The organism is Nocardioides marinquilinus (genome assembly GCF_039543705.1).
Taxonomy (GTDB): Bacteria; Actinomycetota; Actinomycetes; order Propionibacteriales; family Nocardioidaceae; genus Nocardioides; species Nocardioides marinquilinus.
On the sequence record NZ_BAABKG010000002.1, the window covers coordinates 350,903 to 369,041 of the forward strand.

Annotated in this window: 19 protein-coding genes; 11 read left to right on the forward strand and 8 right to left on the reverse strand. The window is 73.5% G+C overall.

Features of this window, described 5'->3' with window-relative positions; all coding sequences use genetic code 11:
- Positions 1-4: 4 nt before the first annotated feature.
- On the reverse strand, positions 5-1,753 hold the full coding sequence (locus tag ABEA04_RS07655) for a dolichyl-phosphate-mannose--protein mannosyltransferase (protein WP_345456489.1): 1,749 nt from the start codon (positions 1,751-1,753) through the stop codon (positions 5-7).
- Positions 1,754-1,784: 31 nt separating this feature from the next.
- Between ABEA04_RS07655 and rsmI the strand changes: the two genes are divergently transcribed.
- From rsmI to ABEA04_RS07690, 7 genes are all read left to right on the forward strand, one after another.
- Positions 1,785-2,639 carry a 16S rRNA (cytidine(1402)-2'-O)-methyltransferase gene (gene rsmI, locus ABEA04_RS07660; RefSeq protein ID WP_345456492.1) on the forward strand — a complete coding sequence of 285 codons (855 nt, stop codon included), beginning with the start codon at positions 1,785-1,787 and terminating at the stop codon, positions 2,637-2,639.
- A complete protein-coding gene (locus tag ABEA04_RS07665; RefSeq protein ID WP_345456495.1) occupies positions 2,636-3,583 on the forward strand; it encodes an alpha/beta fold hydrolase in 948 nt (315 codons plus the stop codon). Before rsmI ends, ABEA04_RS07665 begins: the two co-directional genes overlap by 4 nt.
- Complete coding sequence (locus ABEA04_RS07670; RefSeq protein WP_345456500.1) at positions 3,580-4,425, forward strand: TatD family hydrolase; 846 nt, start codon at positions 3,580-3,582, stop codon at positions 4,423-4,425. Before ABEA04_RS07665 ends, ABEA04_RS07670 begins: the two co-directional genes overlap by 4 nt.
- 148 nt (positions 4,426-4,573) lie before the next feature.
- Complete coding sequence (locus ABEA04_RS07675) at positions 4,574-5,764, forward strand: resuscitation-promoting factor (RefSeq protein WP_345456503.1); 1,191 nt, start codon at positions 4,574-4,576, stop codon at positions 5,762-5,764.
- A 93-nt stretch (positions 5,765-5,857) separates the two neighbouring features.
- Positions 5,858-6,724 carry a 16S rRNA (adenine(1518)-N(6)/adenine(1519)-N(6))-dimethyltransferase RsmA gene (gene rsmA / locus ABEA04_RS07680; RefSeq protein ID WP_345456506.1) on the forward strand — a complete coding sequence of 289 codons (867 nt, stop codon included), beginning with the start codon at positions 5,858-5,860 and terminating at the stop codon, positions 6,722-6,724.
- Complete coding sequence (locus ABEA04_RS07685; RefSeq protein ID WP_345456509.1) at positions 6,721-7,617, forward strand: 4-(cytidine 5'-diphospho)-2-C-methyl-D-erythritol kinase; 897 nt, start codon at positions 6,721-6,723, stop codon at positions 7,615-7,617. Before rsmA ends, ABEA04_RS07685 begins: the two co-directional genes overlap by 4 nt.
- A complete protein-coding gene (locus tag ABEA04_RS07690) occupies positions 7,610-9,394 on the forward strand; it encodes an ABC-F family ATP-binding cassette domain-containing protein (protein ID WP_345456511.1) in 1,785 nt (594 codons plus the stop codon). The genes ABEA04_RS07685 and ABEA04_RS07690 overlap by 8 nt, the downstream gene beginning before the upstream one ends.
- A 75-nt stretch (positions 9,395-9,469) precedes the next feature.
- On the opposite strand, the gene ABEA04_RS07695 is transcribed toward ABEA04_RS07690, so the two are convergent.
- Together ABEA04_RS07695 and ABEA04_RS07700 are read right to left on the reverse strand one after the other, a co-directional pair.
- Entirely contained in the window at positions 9,470-10,855 is a 1,386-nt protein-coding gene (locus tag ABEA04_RS07695) for a hypothetical protein (RefSeq protein WP_345456514.1), read from the reverse strand.
- Positions 10,852-11,244 carry a hypothetical protein gene (locus ABEA04_RS07700; RefSeq protein ID WP_345456517.1) on the reverse strand — a complete coding sequence of 131 codons (393 nt, stop codon included), beginning with the start codon at positions 11,242-11,244 and terminating at the stop codon, positions 10,852-10,854. Before ABEA04_RS07700 ends, ABEA04_RS07695 begins: the two co-directional genes overlap by 4 nt.
- Positions 11,245-11,445: 201 nt before the next feature.
- Between ABEA04_RS07700 and ABEA04_RS07705 the strand changes: the two genes are divergently transcribed.
- Entirely contained in the window at positions 11,446-12,135 is a 690-nt protein-coding gene (locus ABEA04_RS07705) for a hypothetical protein (RefSeq protein ID WP_345456519.1), read from the forward strand.
- 23 nt (positions 12,136-12,158) lie between these two features.
- Here ABEA04_RS07705 and ABEA04_RS07710 read toward each other — a convergent pair whose 3' ends face one another.
- Entirely contained in the window at positions 12,159-12,656 is a 498-nt protein-coding gene (locus ABEA04_RS07710) for a MarR family winged helix-turn-helix transcriptional regulator (protein ID WP_345456521.1), read from the reverse strand.
- A 46-nt stretch (positions 12,657-12,702) separates the two neighbouring features.
- On the opposite strand from ABEA04_RS07710, the gene ABEA04_RS07715 reads away from it, so the two are divergent.
- From ABEA04_RS07715 to ABEA04_RS07725, 3 genes are read left to right on the forward strand one after another with little or no spacing between them, the layout of a single operon-like run.
- Positions 12,703-13,488: a trans-aconitate 2-methyltransferase gene (locus tag ABEA04_RS07715; protein ID WP_345456524.1), complete on the forward strand. Its 786-nt coding sequence runs from the start codon at positions 12,703-12,705 to the stop codon at positions 13,486-13,488.
- A complete protein-coding gene (locus ABEA04_RS07720) occupies positions 13,485-13,886 on the forward strand; it encodes a VOC family protein (protein WP_345456527.1) in 402 nt (133 codons plus the stop codon). The genes ABEA04_RS07715 and ABEA04_RS07720 overlap by 4 nt, the downstream gene beginning before the upstream one ends.
- Before the next feature lie 36 nt (positions 13,887-13,922).
- A complete protein-coding gene (locus ABEA04_RS07725) occupies positions 13,923-14,399 on the forward strand; it encodes a hotdog fold domain-containing protein (protein WP_345456529.1) in 477 nt (158 codons plus the stop codon).
- 28 nt (positions 14,400-14,427) lie between these two features.
- Here ABEA04_RS07725 and ABEA04_RS07730 read toward each other — a convergent pair whose 3' ends face one another.
- From ABEA04_RS07730 to ABEA04_RS07745, 4 genes are all read right to left on the reverse strand, one after another.
- Positions 14,428-15,318 carry an amino acid ABC transporter permease gene (locus ABEA04_RS07730; RefSeq protein WP_345456531.1) on the reverse strand — a complete coding sequence of 297 codons (891 nt, stop codon included), beginning with the start codon at positions 15,316-15,318 and terminating at the stop codon, positions 14,428-14,430.
- Positions 15,315-15,965 (reverse strand): amino acid ABC transporter permease, encoded by a 651-nt coding sequence (locus tag ABEA04_RS07735; protein ID WP_345456533.1) that lies wholly within the window; start codon positions 15,963-15,965, stop codon positions 15,315-15,317. Before ABEA04_RS07735 ends, ABEA04_RS07730 begins: the two co-directional genes overlap by 4 nt.
- 79 nt (positions 15,966-16,044) lie before the next feature.
- Entirely contained in the window at positions 16,045-16,932 is an 888-nt protein-coding gene (locus ABEA04_RS07740; protein ID WP_345456535.1) for a glutamate ABC transporter substrate-binding protein, read from the reverse strand.
- 103 nt (positions 16,933-17,035) lie between these two features.
- Positions 17,036-17,764, reverse strand: a complete 729-nt coding sequence (locus ABEA04_RS07745) for an amino acid ABC transporter ATP-binding protein (RefSeq protein WP_345458257.1) — start codon at positions 17,762-17,764, stop codon at positions 17,036-17,038.
- Positions 17,765-18,139: the final 375 nt, after the last annotated feature.

Below are 18,139 nucleotides of genomic sequence, written 5' to 3' on the forward strand. Positions count from 1 at the left end.
CGGCTCAGATCCAGCGCTGGAACCACATGCGGTCGAGCCAGTCGGGCTGGGGGATGAGGCCGTAGGACAGCAGCGGGTAGAAATAGGCGAAGTTCACCAGCACCAGCACCACGAACGAGCCGGCCACGACGACGCCGAGGGTGCGACGTCCGGACGGCGTGCGGTGGGGCCCGATCAGCTTGCCCAGCACCAGCGTCGCCGCCAGCACCATGAACGGCAGGAAGGTGATGGCGTAGAAGAAGAAGATCGGCCGGTCGTCGTAGAGCAGCCACGGCAGCCACGACGACAGCGTGCCGACGACGGCGACGCCGAAGCGCCAGTCGCGGGTGCCGATCCAGAGCGCGCCGGCGGCGATGACCGCGAGCGCCCCGCCCCACCACAGCAGCGGCGTCCCGATGAGCAGCACCTGGCGGTAGCAGGTCTTGCCCTCGGGCGCCTCGCAGCCCTGCTCGCCGGGCTGGATGTCGAGGTCGGTGGCCACGCCCACCGGCCGGTTGACCAGCGGCCACCCCGACGGCTGCGACTGGTACACGTGCGTCGCGCAGTTGAGGTAGTGGGTGTGGAAGGTGAAGACGTCCTGGTGGTAGTACCAGAGCGAGCGCAGCGACTGCACCAGCTCGGCGGGGCCGCTCGCGTCGGGCTCGCCGGCGGTGGGCCAGGTGGCGGAGTCGTCGCTCTCGTTGTCCGGCACGAGCTCGCCCCCCTCCTCGCCGGGCACGCAGCCGTTCTCCTTCACGAAGCCGGTGTACTGCGTCGAGGAGAGGTGCTCCTCGTACTGGCCGGCGTGCACCAGCCAGCCGGTCCACGAGGCGACGTAGACGATGCAGGCCACCAGCACCAGCTGCGCGAAGGCCGGGAGGCCGTCGGCCACCGCGCTGCGCAGCCAGGCCGCCCGGGCGCCGAACGAGGCCCGCGCCCCGGCGCTCCACAGCCAGGCGAGCAGGCCGAACGCGGCGAGCGGGTAGAGCGCCGTCCACTTGGTGCCGATGGCGAGGCCGAAGCACACGCCGCCGGTGAGCAGCCACGGCCGGAACAGCAGGCCGCGCACCGGCCCCCACTCGTCGGGCCCGATGCCGTCGGGTCCGACGCGGGCCCCGAGTCGTCGCCGGAACCAGTCGCGGTCGTTGACCACGCACGTCACGCCGCACAGCAGGAAGAAGGCGACGAAGATGTCGAGCAGCGCGAGGCGGGAGAGCACGAAGTGCAGGCCGTCGAAGGCGAGCAGCAGGCCCGAGACGCAGCCGAGCATCGTCGAGCCGGTCAGCCGCCGCGTGAGCCGGATCAGCACCAGGATCATCAGCGCGCCGACGACGGCGGAGGCGATGCGCCAGCCGAAGGGGTTCATCCCGAAGGCCCACTCGCCGAGCGCGATCAGCCACTTGCCGACCTCGGGGTGCACCTCCATCGACGGGAGGTCCTCCCAGACCCCCGTGGTCTTCCCGCCGAGGATGAGGTCGTCGACCGTGGTGCCGCCGATCTCGTCGGGGTAGTCGCGCACGTAGCCGAAGTTGAGCAGGCTCCAGGCGTCCTTGGCGTAGTACGTCTCGTCGAAGGCGAAGCGGTGCGGGTCGCCGAGCCGGTGCAGGCGCATCAGGAACGCGAGCAGGGTGATCGCGAGGGCCGCGGCCCACGCGACGTACCGGTCGTCGAGCAGCACCAGCCGGCCGCGGGCCCGCTGCCAGGCGGTCGGCACGCGGCGTCCGGACGCGGTGGTCGACAACCCGGCGCGCGGCGGGTCGTCGAGCGTCGTCACGGGCGGATCCTACGTGGGGGATGATCGGCGGGTGGCCGGCTCGGAGGATGACGCGCGCGGCGTCCTGGTGCTCGCCGCGACCCCCATCGGCCGGGCGGACGACGCCCCGCCCCGGCTGGCCGCCGAGCTGGCCGGCGCCGACGTCGTCGCCGCCGAGGACACCCGCCGGCTGCGCCGCCTGACCACCGACCTCGGCGTCACCGTCGGTGGCCGTGTCGTGTCGTACTTCGAGGGCAACGAGCGGCAGCGGACGCCGACGCTGCTGGAGGCGCTGCTGGCCGGCGAGCGGGTGCTGCTCGTCACCGACGCCGGCATGCCGAGCGTCTCCGACCCCGGCTACCGGCTGGTGGCGGCCGCGGTCGAGGCGGGCGTGCGGGTCACCGCGGTGCCCGGGCCGAGCGCCGTCCTCACCGCGCTCGCGGTCTCGGGGCTGCCGGTCGACCGGTTCTGCTTCGAGGGCTTCCTGCCGCGCAAGGCGGGGGAGCGGTCGCGGCGGCTCGCCGAGCTGGCCGCCGAGCCGCGCACGCTGGTGTTCTTCGAGGCGCCCCACCGCACCGCGGCCGCGCTGACGGCCATGGCGCAGGCGTGGGGCGACGACCGGCGGGCCGCGGTGTGCCGCGAGCTGACCAAGACCCACGAGGAGGTGCGGCGCGGCGGCCTCGCCGAGCTCGCCGCCTGGGCCGAGGACGGCGTGCGCGGCGAGGTGACGCTGGTCGTCGAGGGGGCGCCGGCGGTGGCCGCGGTCGCCTCCGACGACGCCGCCCTCCTGGCCGCGGTGGCCGAGCGCGAGGATGGCGGCATGAGTCGCAAGGACGCCATCGCCGAGACGGCCCGCGCCGCGGGTGTGCCCAAGCGCCACGTCTACCAGCTGGTGCACGCCTCGTGACCGCCGCCGGCCCGGGGGAGCGCCTCACCTCCTACGAGCACGACGGCCTCACCTTCGACGTCACCGACGAGGGCCCGCTCGACGGCGAGGTCGTGGTGCTGCTGCACGGCTTCCCCGAGCGCGCCACCTGCTGGCGCGACGTCGCGCCGCTCCTGCACGCCGAGGGCTACCGCACGCTCGCGCCCGACCAGCGCGGCTACTCGCCCCGCGCCCGGCCGCGCCGCCGCCGTGACTACCGGACGGCGCTGCTCGCCCGCGACGTCGGCGCGCTGCTGCGGCTGGCCGGGGCGCCGGAGCGGCCGGTGCACCTGGTCGGTCACGATTGGGGCGCGATCGTCGCCTGGACCCTCGCCGCCGCCCACCCCGAGCTGCTGCGCAGCCTCACGACGCTCTCGGTGCCGCACCCGCGCGCCTACACCCGCTCGCTGCGCGGCTCCACCCAGGCGCTGAAGTCGTGGTACATCGTCGCCTTCCAGGTGCCGTGGCTGCCCGAGCTGAGCGCCCGGCGTCCGGGAGGGCTGTTCGACCGGGCGATGCGCGGCGGCGGCATGACCCGTGACGAGGTCGCCCGCTTCCGCGCCGAGATCGTGGACGACGGCGCCCTGCCCGGCGGCATCGCCTGGTACCGCGGGATGCCGTTCGGCCAGCTGCCGCGGCTCGGTCGCCGCCCGCGGCCGGCCGCGTCGCCGGGCAGCGAGGCCCGGGACGGCATGCGGCGGGTGCGCGTGCCCACCACCTTGGTGTGGAGCGACGGCGACCGCTTCGTCGACCGCGCCTCGGCCGAGCTGTGCCACGAGTTCGTCGCGGCCCCGTTCGAGCTGGTCGTGCTCGAGGGCGTCGACCACTGGATCCCGACGCACGCCCCCCGCGCGGCGGCCGACGCGATCCTGGCCCGCGTCGCCCCGGCCCGGCCCGACGCGCCCGACGCGCCCGACGTCCGGTGAGCGAGCGACCTCCGGCGCCCGAGCCGCTGCCGCACCCGGTGGTCGACGACCACTGCCACCTCGACGTCGTCCGCGACGGCGCCCCGGTCGTGCCGGTGGCCGAGGCGCTGGCCGCGGCGGCGGCCGTCGGCGTCCCGCGCATCGTGCAGATCGGCTGCGACCTCGACGGCGCCCGCTGGGCCGTCGAGACCGCCCGCGAGCACGCGGCGATCGTGGCCGGCGTCGCCCTCCACCCCACCGACGCCACCCGGCTCGCGGCCGACGGCCGGCTCGACGACGCCCTGGCCGAGATCGAGACGCTCGCGGCCGACCCCGTCGTCCGCGCGGTCGGCGAGACCGGCCTCGACCACTACTGGGTCGAGGCCGACGACGAGGCCGGCCGGGCCGCGCAGGTGACGTCGTTCGCCTGGCACGTCGACCTCGCCCGGCGGCTCGACAAGACGCTGGTGATCCACGACCGCGACGCCCACGACGCCGTGCTCGACGTGATCGACGCCGAGGGCGCGCCGTCGCGGTGGGTGATGCACTCCTTCTCCGGTGACGCCGCCTTCGCGCGGGCCTGCCTCGACCGCGGCGCGCACCTGTCGTTCTCGGGCACGGTGACGTTCAAGAACGCGGCGCCGCTGCGCGAGGCACTGGCCGTGGTGCCGCAGGACCGGCTGCTCGTCGAGACCGACGCGCCCTACCTCACCCCGCACCCGCACCGGGGCCGCCTCAACGCCTCCTACCTGGTGCCGCTGACGGTGCGGGCGATGGCACAGACCCGCGGCGACGACCTCGGCGAGCTGTGCGCGGCCATCGAGGCGAACACGTTCGACGCCTTCGGGGGCTCCTGGGGCTGAGGTGACGCCTGGGGCGTCCGCAAGGTGATGCCGACCACGTTCACCCGCCGAAACGGCGTCCGGGGTTTGCGTCGTCGGGGTGGGGGCTGCTCTGGTAGAGCGTCCTCCCGGGCGCCTCCGGCCCGTCGCCGACCCTCCGAGTCTCCTCATGTCGCTCCCCGACACCCCGGCTCCGTCGAGCCCCACCAGCACCACCCCGACCCCCGGTCGCCTCCGCCGGCTGGCCCGCAGCAGGGTCGTCCTGGTCTCGCTGGCCGCGATCGTCGCGGTCGCCGTCGCCGGCACGACCCTCGGCTACGCCGCGCTCACCAAGACCGTCACCGTCTCGGTCGACGGCCAGGAGCGCGAGGTCACCGCCATGGGCGGCACCGTCGGCGAGGTGCTCGACGCCGAGGGCATCGAGGTCGGCGAGCACGACGTCGTCGCGCCCGCCCTCGACGAGCAGGTCGAGGAGGGCACCCTGATCAACGTGCGCTACGGCCGCCCGCTCGAGCTGACCGTCGACGGCGAGAAGACCACGCACTGGGTCACCGCCACGAGCGTGGACGCCGCGCTCGGCCAGGTCGGCATCGGCGACGGCGCGCGGGTCTCGACCAGCCGCAGCCTCTCGATCGGCCGCGGCGGCATGTCGATGTCGGTCGTGACCCCCAAGCGCATCACCTTCGCGCTCGCCGGCGAGAAGCCGGTCACCCGCACCGTCACCGCGCTCACCGTCGCCGGCGCCCTCGAGCGCGTCGGCGTCGACGTCGACCCGCGCGACGAGACCCGGCCGGCCCGCACCGCGCGGCTCGAGGAGGGCGACCGCGTCGTCTTCACCGACGTCCGCTGGGCCACCAAGAAGGTCACGGGCCAGGAGGTCGCCTACGAGACCGTCGAGCAGGACGACGACGAGCTCACCGAGGGCACCACCGAGACCGTGCAGGACGGCGTCCCCGGCGCCCGCACCGTCACCTACCGCCTCGTCTTCCGCAACGGCGAGCTCGTCAAGCGCCGCGAGATCGACGCGAAGGTGACCCGCAAGCCGGTCACCGAGGTCGTCTCGGTGGGCACCGCGCCGCCCGAGCCGGTCGCCCCCGCCGTCGACTACTCGAGCGGCAGCACCGTCTGGGACCAGCTCGCGCAGTGCGAGTCCGGCGGCAACTGGGCCATCAACACCGGCAACGGCTACTACGGCGGCCTGCAGTTCAGCCTCGGCACCTGGCAGGCCTACGGCGGCTCCGGCCTGCCGAGCAACAACTCCCGCGAGGCCCAGATCGCCGTCGCCGAGCGGCTGCGCGCCGCCACCGGCGGCTACGGCTCCTGGCCCGGCTGCGCTGCCAAGCTCGGCCTTCCCCGCTGATCCACGCTGACCCGTCCCTTATAAGCGACGGGTCAGCGTCAGGTTCGGTGACCCGTCGCTTATAAGCGACGGGTCGGCCAATAGCGTGGGGGGATGACGTCGTCGGCGGGGCCCCGCGAGCCGCGGTTGCTCGGGGCGGCGGAGGTCAGGCGGCTGGCCGAGCTGCACGACGTGCGCCCGACCAAGCAGAAGGGCCAGAACTTCGTCATCGACGCCAACACCGTGCGCCGCATCGTGCGTGAGTCGGGGGTCGGCGCGGACGACGTCGTGGTCGAGGTGGGTCCCGGGCTCGGCTCCCTCACCCTCGCGCTGCTCGGCGTCGCCCGTCGGGTGGTGGCCATCGAGATCGACGAGCGCCTGGCCGCGTCGCTGCCCAGCACGGTGGCCGAGCACGCGCCCGACCAGGCGGCGTCCTTCGAGCTGGTGCAGGCCGACGCCCTGCGCGTCAGCGAGGTGCCGGGCCCGCCGCCCACCGCGCTGGTGGCCAACCTGCCCTACAACGTCTCGGTCCCGGTGCTGCTGCACCTGCTCGAGCTGCTGCCCTCGCTCGAGCGCGGCCTGGTGATGGTGCAGGCCGAGGTGGCCGACCGGCTCGCCGCGCCGCCGGGCAGCCGCACCTACGGCGTCCCGTCGGTCAAGGCGGCCTGGTACGCCGACGTCCGCCGCGCCGGGTCGATCGGCCGCAACGTCTTCTGGCCGGCCCCGCACGTCGACTCGGGCCTGGTCTCCCTCGCCCGCCGCGAGCCGCCCGCCACGACCGCGACCCGCCGGCAGGTCTTCGCCGTCGTCGACGCCGCCTTCGCCCAGCGCCGCAAGGCCCTGCGCGGGGTGCTGCGCTCGCTCGCGCCCGCCGCCGAGGTCGACCGTGCGCTCGAGCGGGCCGGCATCGACCCCCTCGCCCGCGGCGAGTCGCTCACCGTCGCCGACTTCGCCCGCCTCGCCGAGGGGCTCGCGGCGTGAGCGTCACCGTGCGGGCGGCCGCGAAGATCAACCTCCACCTCGGCGTCGGCGCGCCGCGTGACGACGGCTTCCACCCGCTCTGCACCGTCTACCAGGCGATCAGCCTGTACGACGACGTCACCGCCACCGCGGACGACGTGCTCGGCGTCCGCACCACCGCCGCCTCGCCGCGGGTCGAGGTCGTCGGCGTCCCCGACGGGCCCGACCACCTCGCGCACCGCGCCGCCGTCGCGCTCGGCCGCCACCACGGCCGCGACCTCACCGCCGCGCTCACGGTCGACAAGGCGATCCCGGTCGCCGGCGGCCTGGCGGGCGGGTCGGCCGACGCCGCCGCCGCCCTCGTCGCCCTCGACCGGCTGCACGACCTGCGCACCACCGACGACGACCTGCTGCGCCTCGCCGCCGACCTCGGCAGCGACGTCCCCTTCTCGCTGCTCGGCGGCACCGCGCTCGGCACCGGCCGCGGCGAGCTCGTCGAGCCGGTCGCCGACACCGGGCCGTGGTGGTGGGTGGTCGTGCCGGCCACGGCGGGTCTCGCGACGCCCGGGGTCTACGCCCACCTCGACCGGCTGCGTCCCGACGCCGACCCGACCCCCACCCCCGCCGACGCCGTGCTGGCCGCCCTGACCACCGGCGAGCCCGCCGCGCTCGCCCGCGCCCTGCACAACGACCTCGAGGCCGCCGCCGTCGACCTGCGCCCCGAGCTCGGCGCGCTGCTCGACCGCGGCGTCGCCGAGGGCGCCCTGCGCGGCCTGGTCTCGGGCTCGGGGCCGACGGTGCTGTTCCTCGCCGAGTCGGCCGAGCACGCCCGCGCCGTCGCCGGCGCGCTCGAGGGCGCCCTGGTCGCCCACGGTCCCGTCGCCGGAGCCCACGTGGTGGTCGACCGTGCCTGAGAACCTCCTCAACCTCGAACGGGTCTCGAAGGCCCACGGCGTCCGGCCGCTGCTCGCCGAGGTCTCCCTCGGCGTCGGCTCGGGCGAGCGCATCGGCGTCGTCGGCGCCAACGGGGCCGGCAAGTCGACGCTGCTGGCGGTCATGACCGGCGAGCAGCAGCCGGACGACGGCCGCGTCTCCCGCCGCCGCGACCTGCACGTCGGCCACCTGCCGCAGGGCGACCCGCTCGTGGCGAGCGACACCGTGCGCGAGGCCGTGCTCGGCGGCCGCTCCGACCACGAGTGGGCCGCCGACGCGCGGCTGCGCGAGGTGGTCACCGAGCTGCTCGCCGGCGTCGAGCTCGACCGCACCGTCGAGGGCCTCTCGGGCGGCGAGCGGCGCCGCTGCGCGCTGGCCGCGCTGCTGCTCGGCGAGCACGACCTCGTCGTCCTCGACGAGCCCACCAACCACCTCGACGTCGAGGCGGTGGCGTGGCTCGCCGAGCACCTGCGCCGCCGCACCTCGGCCCTCGTGGTCGTCACCCACGACCGCTGGTTCCTCGACGAGGTCTGCCAGCAGACCTGGGAGGTGCACGACGGCGCCGTCGACGTCTACGAGGGCGGCTACGCGGCGTTCGTGCTGGCCAAGGCCGAGCGCGAGCGGCAGGCCGCGGCGTCCGAGACCCGCCGCCGCAACCTGATGCGGAAGGAGCTCGCCTGGCTGCGCCGGGGTCCGCCGGCGCGCACCTCCAAGCCGCAGTTCCGCATCGACGCCGCCAACCGCCTCATCGAGGACGTGCCGCCGCCGCGCGACCGGCTCGAGCTGCAGCGCTTCGCCACCCAGCGCCTCGGCAAGGACGTCGTCGACGTCGAGGACGTCGACCTCGTGCGCGGCGAGCGGCGGCTGCTCCACGACGCCACCTGGCGCCTCGGCCCCGGCGACCGCGTCGGCCTGGTCGGCGTCAACGGCGCCGGCAAGACCTCGGTGCTGCGGCTCCTGGCCGGCGAGCTGGCCCCCTCGGCGGGCCGGGTGCGCCTCGGCCGCACCGTGGCGCTGGCACACCTGACCCAGGACCCCTCCGTCGACCTGTCACCCGACGCCCGCGTGCTCGAGACGGTCGAGGGGGTGCGCACGATCACCCGCACCGCCGACGGCGAGATCACCGCGACCTCGATGCTCGAGCGGTTCGGCTTCACCGGCGACCGGCTCACCGCCCGCGTCGGCGACCTCTCCGGCGGCGAGCGGCGCCGGTTCCAGCTGCTGCGCCAGCTGCTCGGCGAGCCGAACCTGCTGCTGCTCGACGAGCCCACCAACGACCTCGACATCGACACCCTCACCGTGCTCGAGGACTTCCTCGACGGCTGGCCCGGCACGCTCGTCGTCGTCTCGCACGACCGCTACTTCCTCGAGCGCGTCACCGACTCGGTCTGGGCGCTGCTCGGCGACGGCCAGGTCTCGATGCTGCCGCGCGGGGTGGAGGAGTACCTCGAGCGCCGCCGCGCCGGCCTGGCCCGCCCGGACGTCGCCCCGCCCGGCCCGGCTCCGACGGCCTCGGCACCCGCCGGCCCGGCCCGGGGTGGCTCGGCCCGCGACCGGGCGGCCCGCAAGACGATGGCCCGCCTCGAGCGACGGCTCGACCAGATCGCGGCCCGCGAGGCCGCGCTGCACGCCGACCTCGCCGCGCACGCCAGCGACCACGAGCAGCTCGCCCGCCTCGGCGCCGAGCTGGACGTCGTCCTGGCCGAGAAGGAGACCGTCGAGCTGGAGTGGCTGGAAGCCGCCGACGACGTCGAGTGAGCCTGTCGGCCCTCACACGCGACGGCCCCCGGGAGCGATGCTCCCGGGGGCCGTGTCACGTGCGGTCGAGCGCGCTCAGCCGAGCACCGGCGGCGCGCCGTCGTCGTCGAGCCACTCGTCGGCGTCGGCGAAGCCGGGCTCGTTGCGACGGTCCTCCTCGTCCTGCTTGCGGCGGCCGCCGCGACCGGCACCCATGCCGCCCGCGCCACGTCCGCCGGCACCGCGTCCGCCGGCACCGCGTCCGCCGGCACCGCGTCCGCCGGCACCCCGGCCACCGGTGCCGCGTCCGCCGGCCGTGCCCGCGCCGCTGCGCAGGCCGCCGGCGCCACGGGTCGACGAGCCGGTGGTGCCGCGGCTCGTCGGCGAGCCGGTGCCCGAGACCGCGCTGCGGCTCAGGTTGCCCGGCACCGCGCCGCGCGTGGTGGACGAGCCGATGGTGCCCGCACCGCGGCTCGAGAGCTGGTTCACCAGGCTGTTCAGGCCACCCAGGCCGCGGGCGCCAGCCGCGATGGTGGCGCCACCGACGACACCGGCACCGATGCCGCCGAGCACGCTCGGCGGCAGACCACCGGGCGAGGAGGTCGAGCCGTCGATGGAGACGTCGGTGCCCGGGACGTCGGGCCGCGGGGAGTCGATCGTGGGCGGCGGCTGCGGCGTCAGCTCGGGACCGTTGTCGATCGGAGGACCGGTCGGCGGTCCGACGGGCGGGTAGGTCGTGGTCGGCGGGTCCGTCGGCGGGCCGGTCGGGATCAGCCCCGGGCCCTCGTCGACGGGCGGGTGCGTGATGACGGGCGGCGGGTGCTTGATCTCGGGGTTCTTGCCCGGGCCGCGGATGTCGGAGTCGGTGTTCGAGCCCGCACCGGTGTTGGCGCCGGGGCCGGTCGGGGTGAACGGCGTGTCGTCGGCCGGCGGCGGGGGCGGCGGGTCCTGGTAGCCGTAGATGTCCTTCATGATCTGGATCGGCTCGGAGTAGTCGTCCTCGAACTCCGCGGCGATCTCGGCGGCGCGGGCCTCCCGCTTGGCCTCGCGCTCGGCGACGAGCTGGGCCTGGCCCTGCCGGTGCAGCCGCTCCTGGCGGCGCAGCTCGGACTCGCTGAGGTCGCCGCCCTGGGGAGCGGTGTAGGGCTCCTCGGTCAGCGGCTTCAGGTCGGGGTCGGTCTCCATCGCCTGGCGCTTCTTGTTGGCGTTGCGGATCGCCTTGGCGCTGTTGGTGAGCGCGCCGCTGCCCTTGCCGATCTGCTGGGCCCGGTGCTCGAGGCGGTCGGCCGAGACCATCATCGTCTCGAACATCTTCGGCCCGGTGCGGCCACCGATGCCCCGGCCCTGCTTGGCCGCGACGCGGATCGCGGAGACCACGACCAGCAGCTTCTGCCGGGCGGTGTCCCACTCGGTCGAGCCGTCGTCGACCTGGACGTCGTCGGCCGCCGTGAGGGCCTGGTCGAGTCGTGCGATGTTGCTCATCGGTCGCCTCCGTCGTCCTGGCTCCGGTTCGTGGCGTTGCCGTGGCGGATCGCCTCGTTGATGTGGCGCATCTGCTCGGCGGAGAACTCGTCGGCCCGGTTGGTGCCCTGCCGGAAGTAGCGGACGCCGTCGGCGTACACGCCGAGGGTCTGCGCCATCTCCGTCAGCGAGGCCAGCACGAACTCCTGGGCGCCGGTGGTGTGGATGCTCATCTGCTTGCCGGCCGGCAGGGTGCCGAACGCCTTCTTGCCGACCTGGCCGAACTCGTTCAGCGGCAGCTCGTCCTGCGCCTCGGTGAGCATCTTGAGGATCTCGTCGATGGTGCCCGCATCGATCTGCAGCTCCTCGAGCGTGTCGACGATGCCGCTGATGATTCCGGAGATGCTCATCGCGCATCGCCCCCCACGAGCACAGGTCCGAGTGTGCTGCCGCTCATGTTGCCTCCACGTTCAGTCGTGATCGGTGCCGAAGGACGCCTACCCAGCCGACCGCTGCCTAATCCCGAGGACGGCGACCGGGGTGCGCCGTCCGGGTCGGGACGGCGTGTCGCGCAGGCGCCCGCTACCTGTCCCGCTACCTATAGTGCCCACGTGCGTACTTCTCGGACCAGGCGGGCCTGCGGGCTCGCTGCGACGGTGCTGACGCTCACGGCGCTCCTCGCCGCCTGCGGTGACGACGAGCCGTCCGACGGGCCCTCGGCCGACGGGTCGGGCCCGACCACGGCGTCGTCCGACGGCACCGAGCCCACCGGGCCGACCGGGCCGACCGAGCCGACCGAGCCCACCGAGCCGGGTGGGTCGTCCGGGGCGTCCGACCCGACGGGCACCGGCGAGCCGCCCGAGACCGACCCGCCCGCGGAGGGCACGACGGTCGAGCTCGACGACCTGTCCTTCGTGCTGCCCGACCTCTACGAGGTGAACAGCCAGAGCGGCGGCACGCTCGTCGCCGGCCGCAAGGGCGTCGCCACGCCGTCCGAGAAGGTGCTGATCGCGACCACCTTCGTCGGCAGCACGGCCACGCTCGAGTCGTTCTACCGCCAGCACCTGCGCGTGGCGGCCTACACGGGCAAGCCGAGCCGGCTGCCCGACGTCGAGATCGACGGCGTCCCGATGTACCACGTGGAGGGGCCGCTCGGCTCGCTCATCCACCAGCAGGCCTTCGGCGGCGTGGCCAACGAGAACTACTTCTCCCTCGAGCTCGTCTTCGCCGACGACTTCCCGGCCGAGCGCGAGCAGGCGCTCGTCGAGGCGATCATCGGGTCCGTCGAGTTCACGCCCTGACCCGGGGCCGCCGAGGCGCCGGGTCAGGGCTGGGTCTCGGCGAACGGCACCAGCAGGGTGCGCAGCAGGACGGCCAGCCGGGCGCGGTCGCGGCCGGGCAGGTCGGCCAGCAGCGCCCGCTCGGCGTCCAGCAGGGCCTCGAACGCGCCGTCGACGGCCTGCTTGCCCTCGGCCGTGAGCCGCACGATGACGCCGCGGCGGTCGCCGGGGTCGGGGGAGCGCTCGACCAGGCCGCGGCCGGCGAGCCGGTCGACGCGGTTGGTCATGGTGCCGCTGGTCACGAGGGTCTCGCGCAGCAGCCGCCCGGGCGAGAGCTCGTAGGGCGAGCCGGCGCGGCGCAGGGCCGCGAGCACGTCGAACTCCCACGACTCGATGCCGTGGGCGCTGAAGGCCTCGCGCCGGGCGAGGTCGAGGTGGCGGGCCAGCCGGCTAATGCGCGAGAACACCGCGACCGGCTCGAGGTCGAGGTCGTCGCGCTCGCGGGCCCACGCCTCGAGCAGCTCGTCGACCTCGTCCCGCATCGGGCCAGTCTAGCCAAGCGCCAAGAATCTTGATATCAAGATATCTATGAGTGCGCACCGGTGGGACCCCGACCAGTACCTCGGCTACGCCGACGAGCGCGGGCGGCCGTTCGTCGAGCTGCTCGCCCGCGTGGACGCCGACGGCCCGGCCGACGTCGTCGACCTCGGCTGCGGCCCGGGCAACCTAACCGCGCTGCTGGCGCAGCGGTGGCCCGGCGCGGCGGTGACGGGCGTCGACAGCAGCCCCGAGATGGTCGAGGCGGCCCGCGGGCTCGGGCTCGACGGCGTCCGCTTCGAGGTGGCCGACCTGCGCGACTGGCTGGCCGGGCCGACCGGACGGGTCGACGTCCTCGTCTCGAACGCCACGCTGCAGTGGGTGCCCGGCCACCTCGACCTGCTGCCCGCGCTCGTGGACGCCGTCCGCCCCGGTGGCCGGCTGGCCTTCCAGGTGCCGGGCAACTTCGACGAGCCGAGCCACACGATCCGCACCGAGCTGGCCGCGCGGGCGCCGTACGCCGAGCACACCGCCGGGGTGGCGGTGCCGTCGAGCCACGACCCGGTCGTCTACCTCGACGCGCTGAGTGCGCTGGGCTGCGAGGTCGACGCGTGGGAGACCACCTACCTGCACGTGCTGCGCGGCGACGACCCGGTCTTCACGTGGGTGACCGGCACCGGCGCGCGACCGACGCTGCAGGCGCTGCCCGACGACGTCCGCCCGGCGTTCGAGGAGGAGCTCCGCGGCCGGCTCGCCGAGGCCTACCCGGTGCGCGGCGACGGCACCGTGGTGCTGCCGTTCCGTCGCGTGTTCGCGGTGGCGAGGACGGCGGCGTGAGCGCCATCGGGCTGCACCACGTGCAGGTCGCCTGCCCGCGCGGGGGAGAGGACGCCGTGCGCCGGTTCTACGCCGAGGGGCTCGGGCTGGTCGAGGTCGACAAGCCCGAGCCGCTGCGCGGCCGGGGCGGGCTCTGGTTGCGCGGCCACGACGCCGACGGCGCCGTCATCGCCGAGCTCCACGTCGGCGTCGAGGAGCCCTTCGCGCCCGCCCGCAAGGCCCACCCCGCCTTCGTGCTCGCCTCGCCGTCCGATCTCGACGAGACCGGACGCCGCCTCGCCGGCCTCGGCTTCGAGGTCGACCACCGCGAGCGGTACACGTTCCCCGGCTACGAGAGGCTCCACGCCTTCGACCCGCACGGCAACCGGGTCGAGCTGCTCGCGCCGGCGGACGGCTGAGCCACTCGAAGTTACCTGCCGGTAGCATCGCTGGGCATGAGCCAGGTTCTCACCCTGTGGCGCCGCGCCACCGGCGTCCCCGTCGTCGGAGCGAGCCTCGGCAAGCGGGCGTTCTCGTTCGCGTTCAGCCAGAAGGCGCCCTACTTCCGCACCGTGCGGCCGCGGTTCGTCGAGATCGCCCCGCACCGCGCCGAGCTGGTCGTGCCGAAGCGGCGCGGCGTGCACAACCACCTCGGCACCGTGCACGCCATCGCGCTGTGCAACGGCCTCGAGGCCGCGATGGGGGCGCTGGCCGAGGCCACCATCCCGGCGGACGAGCGCTGGATCCCGCAGGGCATGGAGGTGCGCTACACGGCCAAGGCCACCAGCGACATCGTCTGCACCGCCGAGACCGACCCGGCCGACTGGGACGGCGACGACCCCCACGTGCCCGTGCGGGTGCGCGGCGTCCGCGACGACGGCGCGACGGTGGTGGAGGGCGTCATCCACCTGCACGTGACGCCGCGCCGCTGACGCGCGTCGGTCGCGCGCGGACCCGCGGTCAGGTGACGGGGACGACCTCGTCGACCTTCGCCGCGTCACCGCTCCCGTTGCGCGACCGGCTGAGACGTCGCTCGGCGTAGGTCGCCAGGCGCGAGAGCGCGTAGTTGACGACGATGAAGATCAGGCCGATGACGAAGAACGTCTGGATCGGGTTGTCGAGCACGCGCTGCAGCCGGCGTCCCTCGAACAGCGCCTCGGAGTAGAAGCCCAGCAGGGCCACCAAAGAGGTGTCCTTGAGGATGACGACCAGCTGGCTGATGAGTGCGGGAAGCATCACCCGAAACGCCTGGGGGAGCAGGATCGAGCGCATCACCTGGCCCTCGGTCATGCCGATCGCGCGGCCGGCCTCGCCCTGGCCGCTGGGCAGCGAGAGGACGCCGGCGCGCAGGATCTCGGCGATGATCACCGAGTTGTAGAGCGTCAGGCCGATCACGAGATACCAGAGGCCGGGCTCCCCGGGCAGGAAGGAGACGTCGACGCCCAGCTCGACCATCGCGCGCCAAGTAAAGACGATGGTGATGACCACCGGCAGGCCACGGAACAGCTCGATGAAGGCGATCACGGGGATCCGCGCGATTCGGCCGAGGCGCAGGCGAGCCACGCCGAGCACGACGCCGAGCGCGAGGGACAGGGCGATGGCCAGGGCCGCGGCGACGAGGGTGGCCCGGAAGCCCTCGCCGAGGATCTCCCAGACCTGCGAGAACTCTTCCGAGCCGGGGTCGACCAGCGGGGCCCACTTCTCTGCCTCGAACTGGCCGCGGTCGGCGAGACGGGCGTAGGCGACGTAGAGCAGCGCGGCGATGGCGACGAGCGCGACCACCGTGCCGATCCGAGCCCGGCGGCGGGCCTTGGGGCCGGGCTTGTCGTAGAGGACCGCGGTGGTGCTCATCGGGCGATCGCCACCTTGCGCTCGAGCAGCGCCAGCAAGCCACCGGCGCTGAGGGTGATGATGAGGTAACCGACGGCGACCCCCGTGATGACGGGGATGTACTCCTGGCCCTGCGCGCTGACCAGTCGGTCGCTCACGCTGAACAGGTCACGGCCGACGCCGAAGGCGCCGAGCACCGCGGAGTTCTTGAACATCGCGATGAGGACACTGCCGACCGGCGGCACCGAGGTCCGGAACGCCTGCGGCAGCACGACCTGGCTCAGCGTCTGGGTGAAGGTGAGGCCGATGGCGCGCGCCGCCTCGGCCTGGCCGGCGGAAACGGCGTTGATGCCGGAGCGGAGCGCCTCGCACACGAACGCGGCCGTGTAGAGCACCAGGCCGAGCAGCCCGAAGGTGTAGAAGGAGGCGTTGATGCCGAGCTCGGGCAGGCCGAACGCCATGAAGAACAGCACGATCGTGAGCGGGCAGTTGCGCAGGACCGTCACGTAGGCGGCGCCGAAGGCCCGCAGCGAGGCGATGGGGGAGACCCGGAACCCGGCGATCACGGTGCCCAGGGCGAGCGAGCCCACCAGTGCCCACACACAGATGCCCAGGGAACGCAAGAAGCCCGACCAGTAGAGATCAAGGTTGTCGGTGACCGCCTCCACGGCGGTCCTCCTCTCTCGTTGTGTCGCTGAGGACGAGACGGCCGGGCCGCCCCAGGGGGCGGCCCGGCCGGCCGGTCGGTCAGGCGCAGGCGTCGGGCTCGGGCAGCTCGGGGGTCTCGGTGCCCTCGACCTTGCCGGCAGTGTTCTCCCAGGCCTCGAGGTAGGCGTCCTCGTTGTCCTGCAGCGCCGTGTTGATGAACTCGCAGAACTCGGTGTCGCCCTTCTTGATGCCGATGCCGTAGGGCTCCTCGGTGAACTGCTCACCCACGAGCTTGTAGGCGCCGTCGCTGTCGCCCACGTAGCCGAGCAGGATGACGTTGTCGGTCGTGACGACGTCGACCTGGCCGTTGCCCAGCGCGTCGACGCACTGCGAGTACTCGTCGAACAGGGTCAGCTGGTCCTCGCTCGCGAGGTACTCGCGGATGTTCTCAGACGGGGTTGAACCGTTGACCGAGCAGACCTGCTGATCGGGGTTGTCGGCGAGGTCCTCGGGGGCGGTGATCGTGTCGTTGTCCTCGGCCACCATGAGCATCTGGCCGGCGGTGTAGTACGGGCCGGCGAAGCTGATCCGCTGCTTGCGCTCGTCGTTGATCGTGTAGGTCGCCACGACCATGTCGACGTCGCCGTCCTCGATGACCTGCTCGCGGACCTCGGACGGGGCCTGCGTGTACTCGATGGCGCTCTCGGGGTCGAGGCCGAGCTCGGCCGCGATGATCTTGGCGATCTCGACGTCGAAGCCCTCCGGGTCGTCCTCCAGGCCCTGCAGGCCGAAACCCGGCTGGTCGAACTTGGTGCCGACCCGCAGTGTGCCGGCCTCCTGGATCTTGGCCATCGTGGTGCCGGCCTCGAAGGTGGCGTCCTCGTTGGGCTCGGGCGCAGAACTGTCGTCCCCGTCGTCACCGCCGCATGCCGCCAGTGATCCTGCGAGGACGACCGCCGCGGCTGCCGCGGTGGCCCGGAACGTCATGGTGCGCATGATTCTCCCTGTGTGATCGGTGTGCTGGTCACTGCTGGGTGGTGCAATTCCTGCGGCTCGATCCGGCTTGCTCGGCTCGGCCCGGTCGGTCCGTTCAGTGCTTCAGGATCTTGCCGAGGAAGTCCTTGGCACGGTCGCTGCTCGGCTTGGTGAAGAACGTCTCCGGGTCGTTCTCCTCGACGATGGCGCCGTCGGACATGAAGACGACGCGGTCGGCGGCGGTGCGTGCGAAGCCCATCTCGTGGGTTACGACGATCATGGTCATGCCGCCCTCGGCGAGGTCGACCATGACGTCGAGGACCTCCTTGATCATCTCCGGGTCGAGCGCGGAGGTCGGCTCGTCGAAGAGCATCACCTTGGGCTCCATGGCCAGCGCGCGGGCGATGGCCACGCGCTGCTGCTGGCCGCCCGAGAGCTGGGCAGGGTACTTGTCGGCCTGGTGGCCGACGCCGACGCGGTCGAGCAGCTCACGGGCACGCTTCTCGGCGTCGGACTTCGACCGCTTGCGGACCTTGATCGGCCCGAGCGTGACGTTCTCGAGGATCGTCTTGTGCGCGAAGAGGTTGAAGCTCTGGAAGACCATGCCCACCTCGGCGCGCAGGCGGGCGAGCTCCTTGCCCTCCTCAGGCAGCGGTTGCCCGTCGAGGGTGATCGAGCCCTGGTCGATCGTCTCGAGCCGGTTGATGGTGCGACACAGCGTCGACTTGCCCGAGCCCGAAGGTCCGATGACGACCACGACCTCGCGCTGGCGCACCGTGAGATTGATGTTCTGCAGCACGTGCAGCTTGCCGAACCACTTCTCGACGCCGTCGAGGACGACCATCTCGCCACCGATGTTGTTCCCGCCGCGGCTCTCACCCGACGGGTCGGCGTCCTTGTCCAGCAGCGTCATGGGCGGACCCTAGCCGCAGGACCCATTGCGGCCTAGGGTTCCCCTACCAACTCGCCGCATCGGGCGGCCGGAAGCGGTGAACTCTCTTGGGACCTAGATTCACACTCAAACGGCGGATGCTGGTTTCTGCAGTAGCCGCGGCCGTAATGACCACGTGCTTCACATTGCATGCTGACGCGGCTTATCCCGGTCACCCCGCGGGGATGGATCGTGAGACAGGGTCCGACGGCACTGGGTCGCAAGCTGTTCCCGCATCAGGGCCGCCTGCGATTGGTTCGTGTAGACCGGTCAACCGAGGACTTCCAT

Excerpts from the sequence above, each read along its gene's own strand:
- ABEA04_RS07695 (WP_345456514.1), bottom strand. The coding sequence starts at position 10,855 with ATGAGCAACATCGCACGACTCGACCAGGCCCTCACGGCGGCCGACGAC.
- ABEA04_RS07675 (WP_345456503.1), top strand. The coding sequence starts at position 4,574 with ATGTCGCTCCCCGACACCCCGGCTCCGTCGAGCCCCACCAGCACCACC.
- ABEA04_RS07710 (WP_345456521.1), bottom strand. The coding sequence starts at position 12,656 with ATGCGGGACGAGGTCGACGAGCTGCTCGAGGCGTGGGCCCGCGAGCGC.
- ABEA04_RS07745 (WP_345458257.1), bottom strand. The coding sequence starts at position 17,764 with ATGGTCGTCCTCGACGGCGTCGAGAAGTGGTTCGGCAAGCTGCACGTG.
- ABEA04_RS07715 (WP_345456524.1), top strand. The coding sequence starts at position 12,703 with ATGAGTGCGCACCGGTGGGACCCCGACCAGTACCTCGGCTACGCCGAC.
- ABEA04_RS07725 (WP_345456529.1), top strand. The coding sequence starts at position 13,923 with ATGAGCCAGGTTCTCACCCTGTGGCGCCGCGCCACCGGCGTCCCCGTC.
- ABEA04_RS07700 (WP_345456517.1), bottom strand. The coding sequence starts at position 11,244 with ATGAGCATCTCCGGAATCATCAGCGGCATCGTCGACACGCTCGAGGAG.
- ABEA04_RS07740 (WP_345456535.1), bottom strand. The coding sequence starts at position 16,932 with ATGACGTTCCGGGCCACCGCGGCAGCCGCGGCGGTCGTCCTCGCAGGA.
- rsmA (WP_345456506.1), top strand. The coding sequence starts at position 5,858 with ATGACGTCGTCGGCGGGGCCCCGCGAGCCGCGGTTGCTCGGGGCGGCG.
- ABEA04_RS07730 (WP_345456531.1), bottom strand. The coding sequence starts at position 15,318 with ATGAGCACCACCGCGGTCCTCTACGACAAGCCCGGCCCCAAGGCCCGC.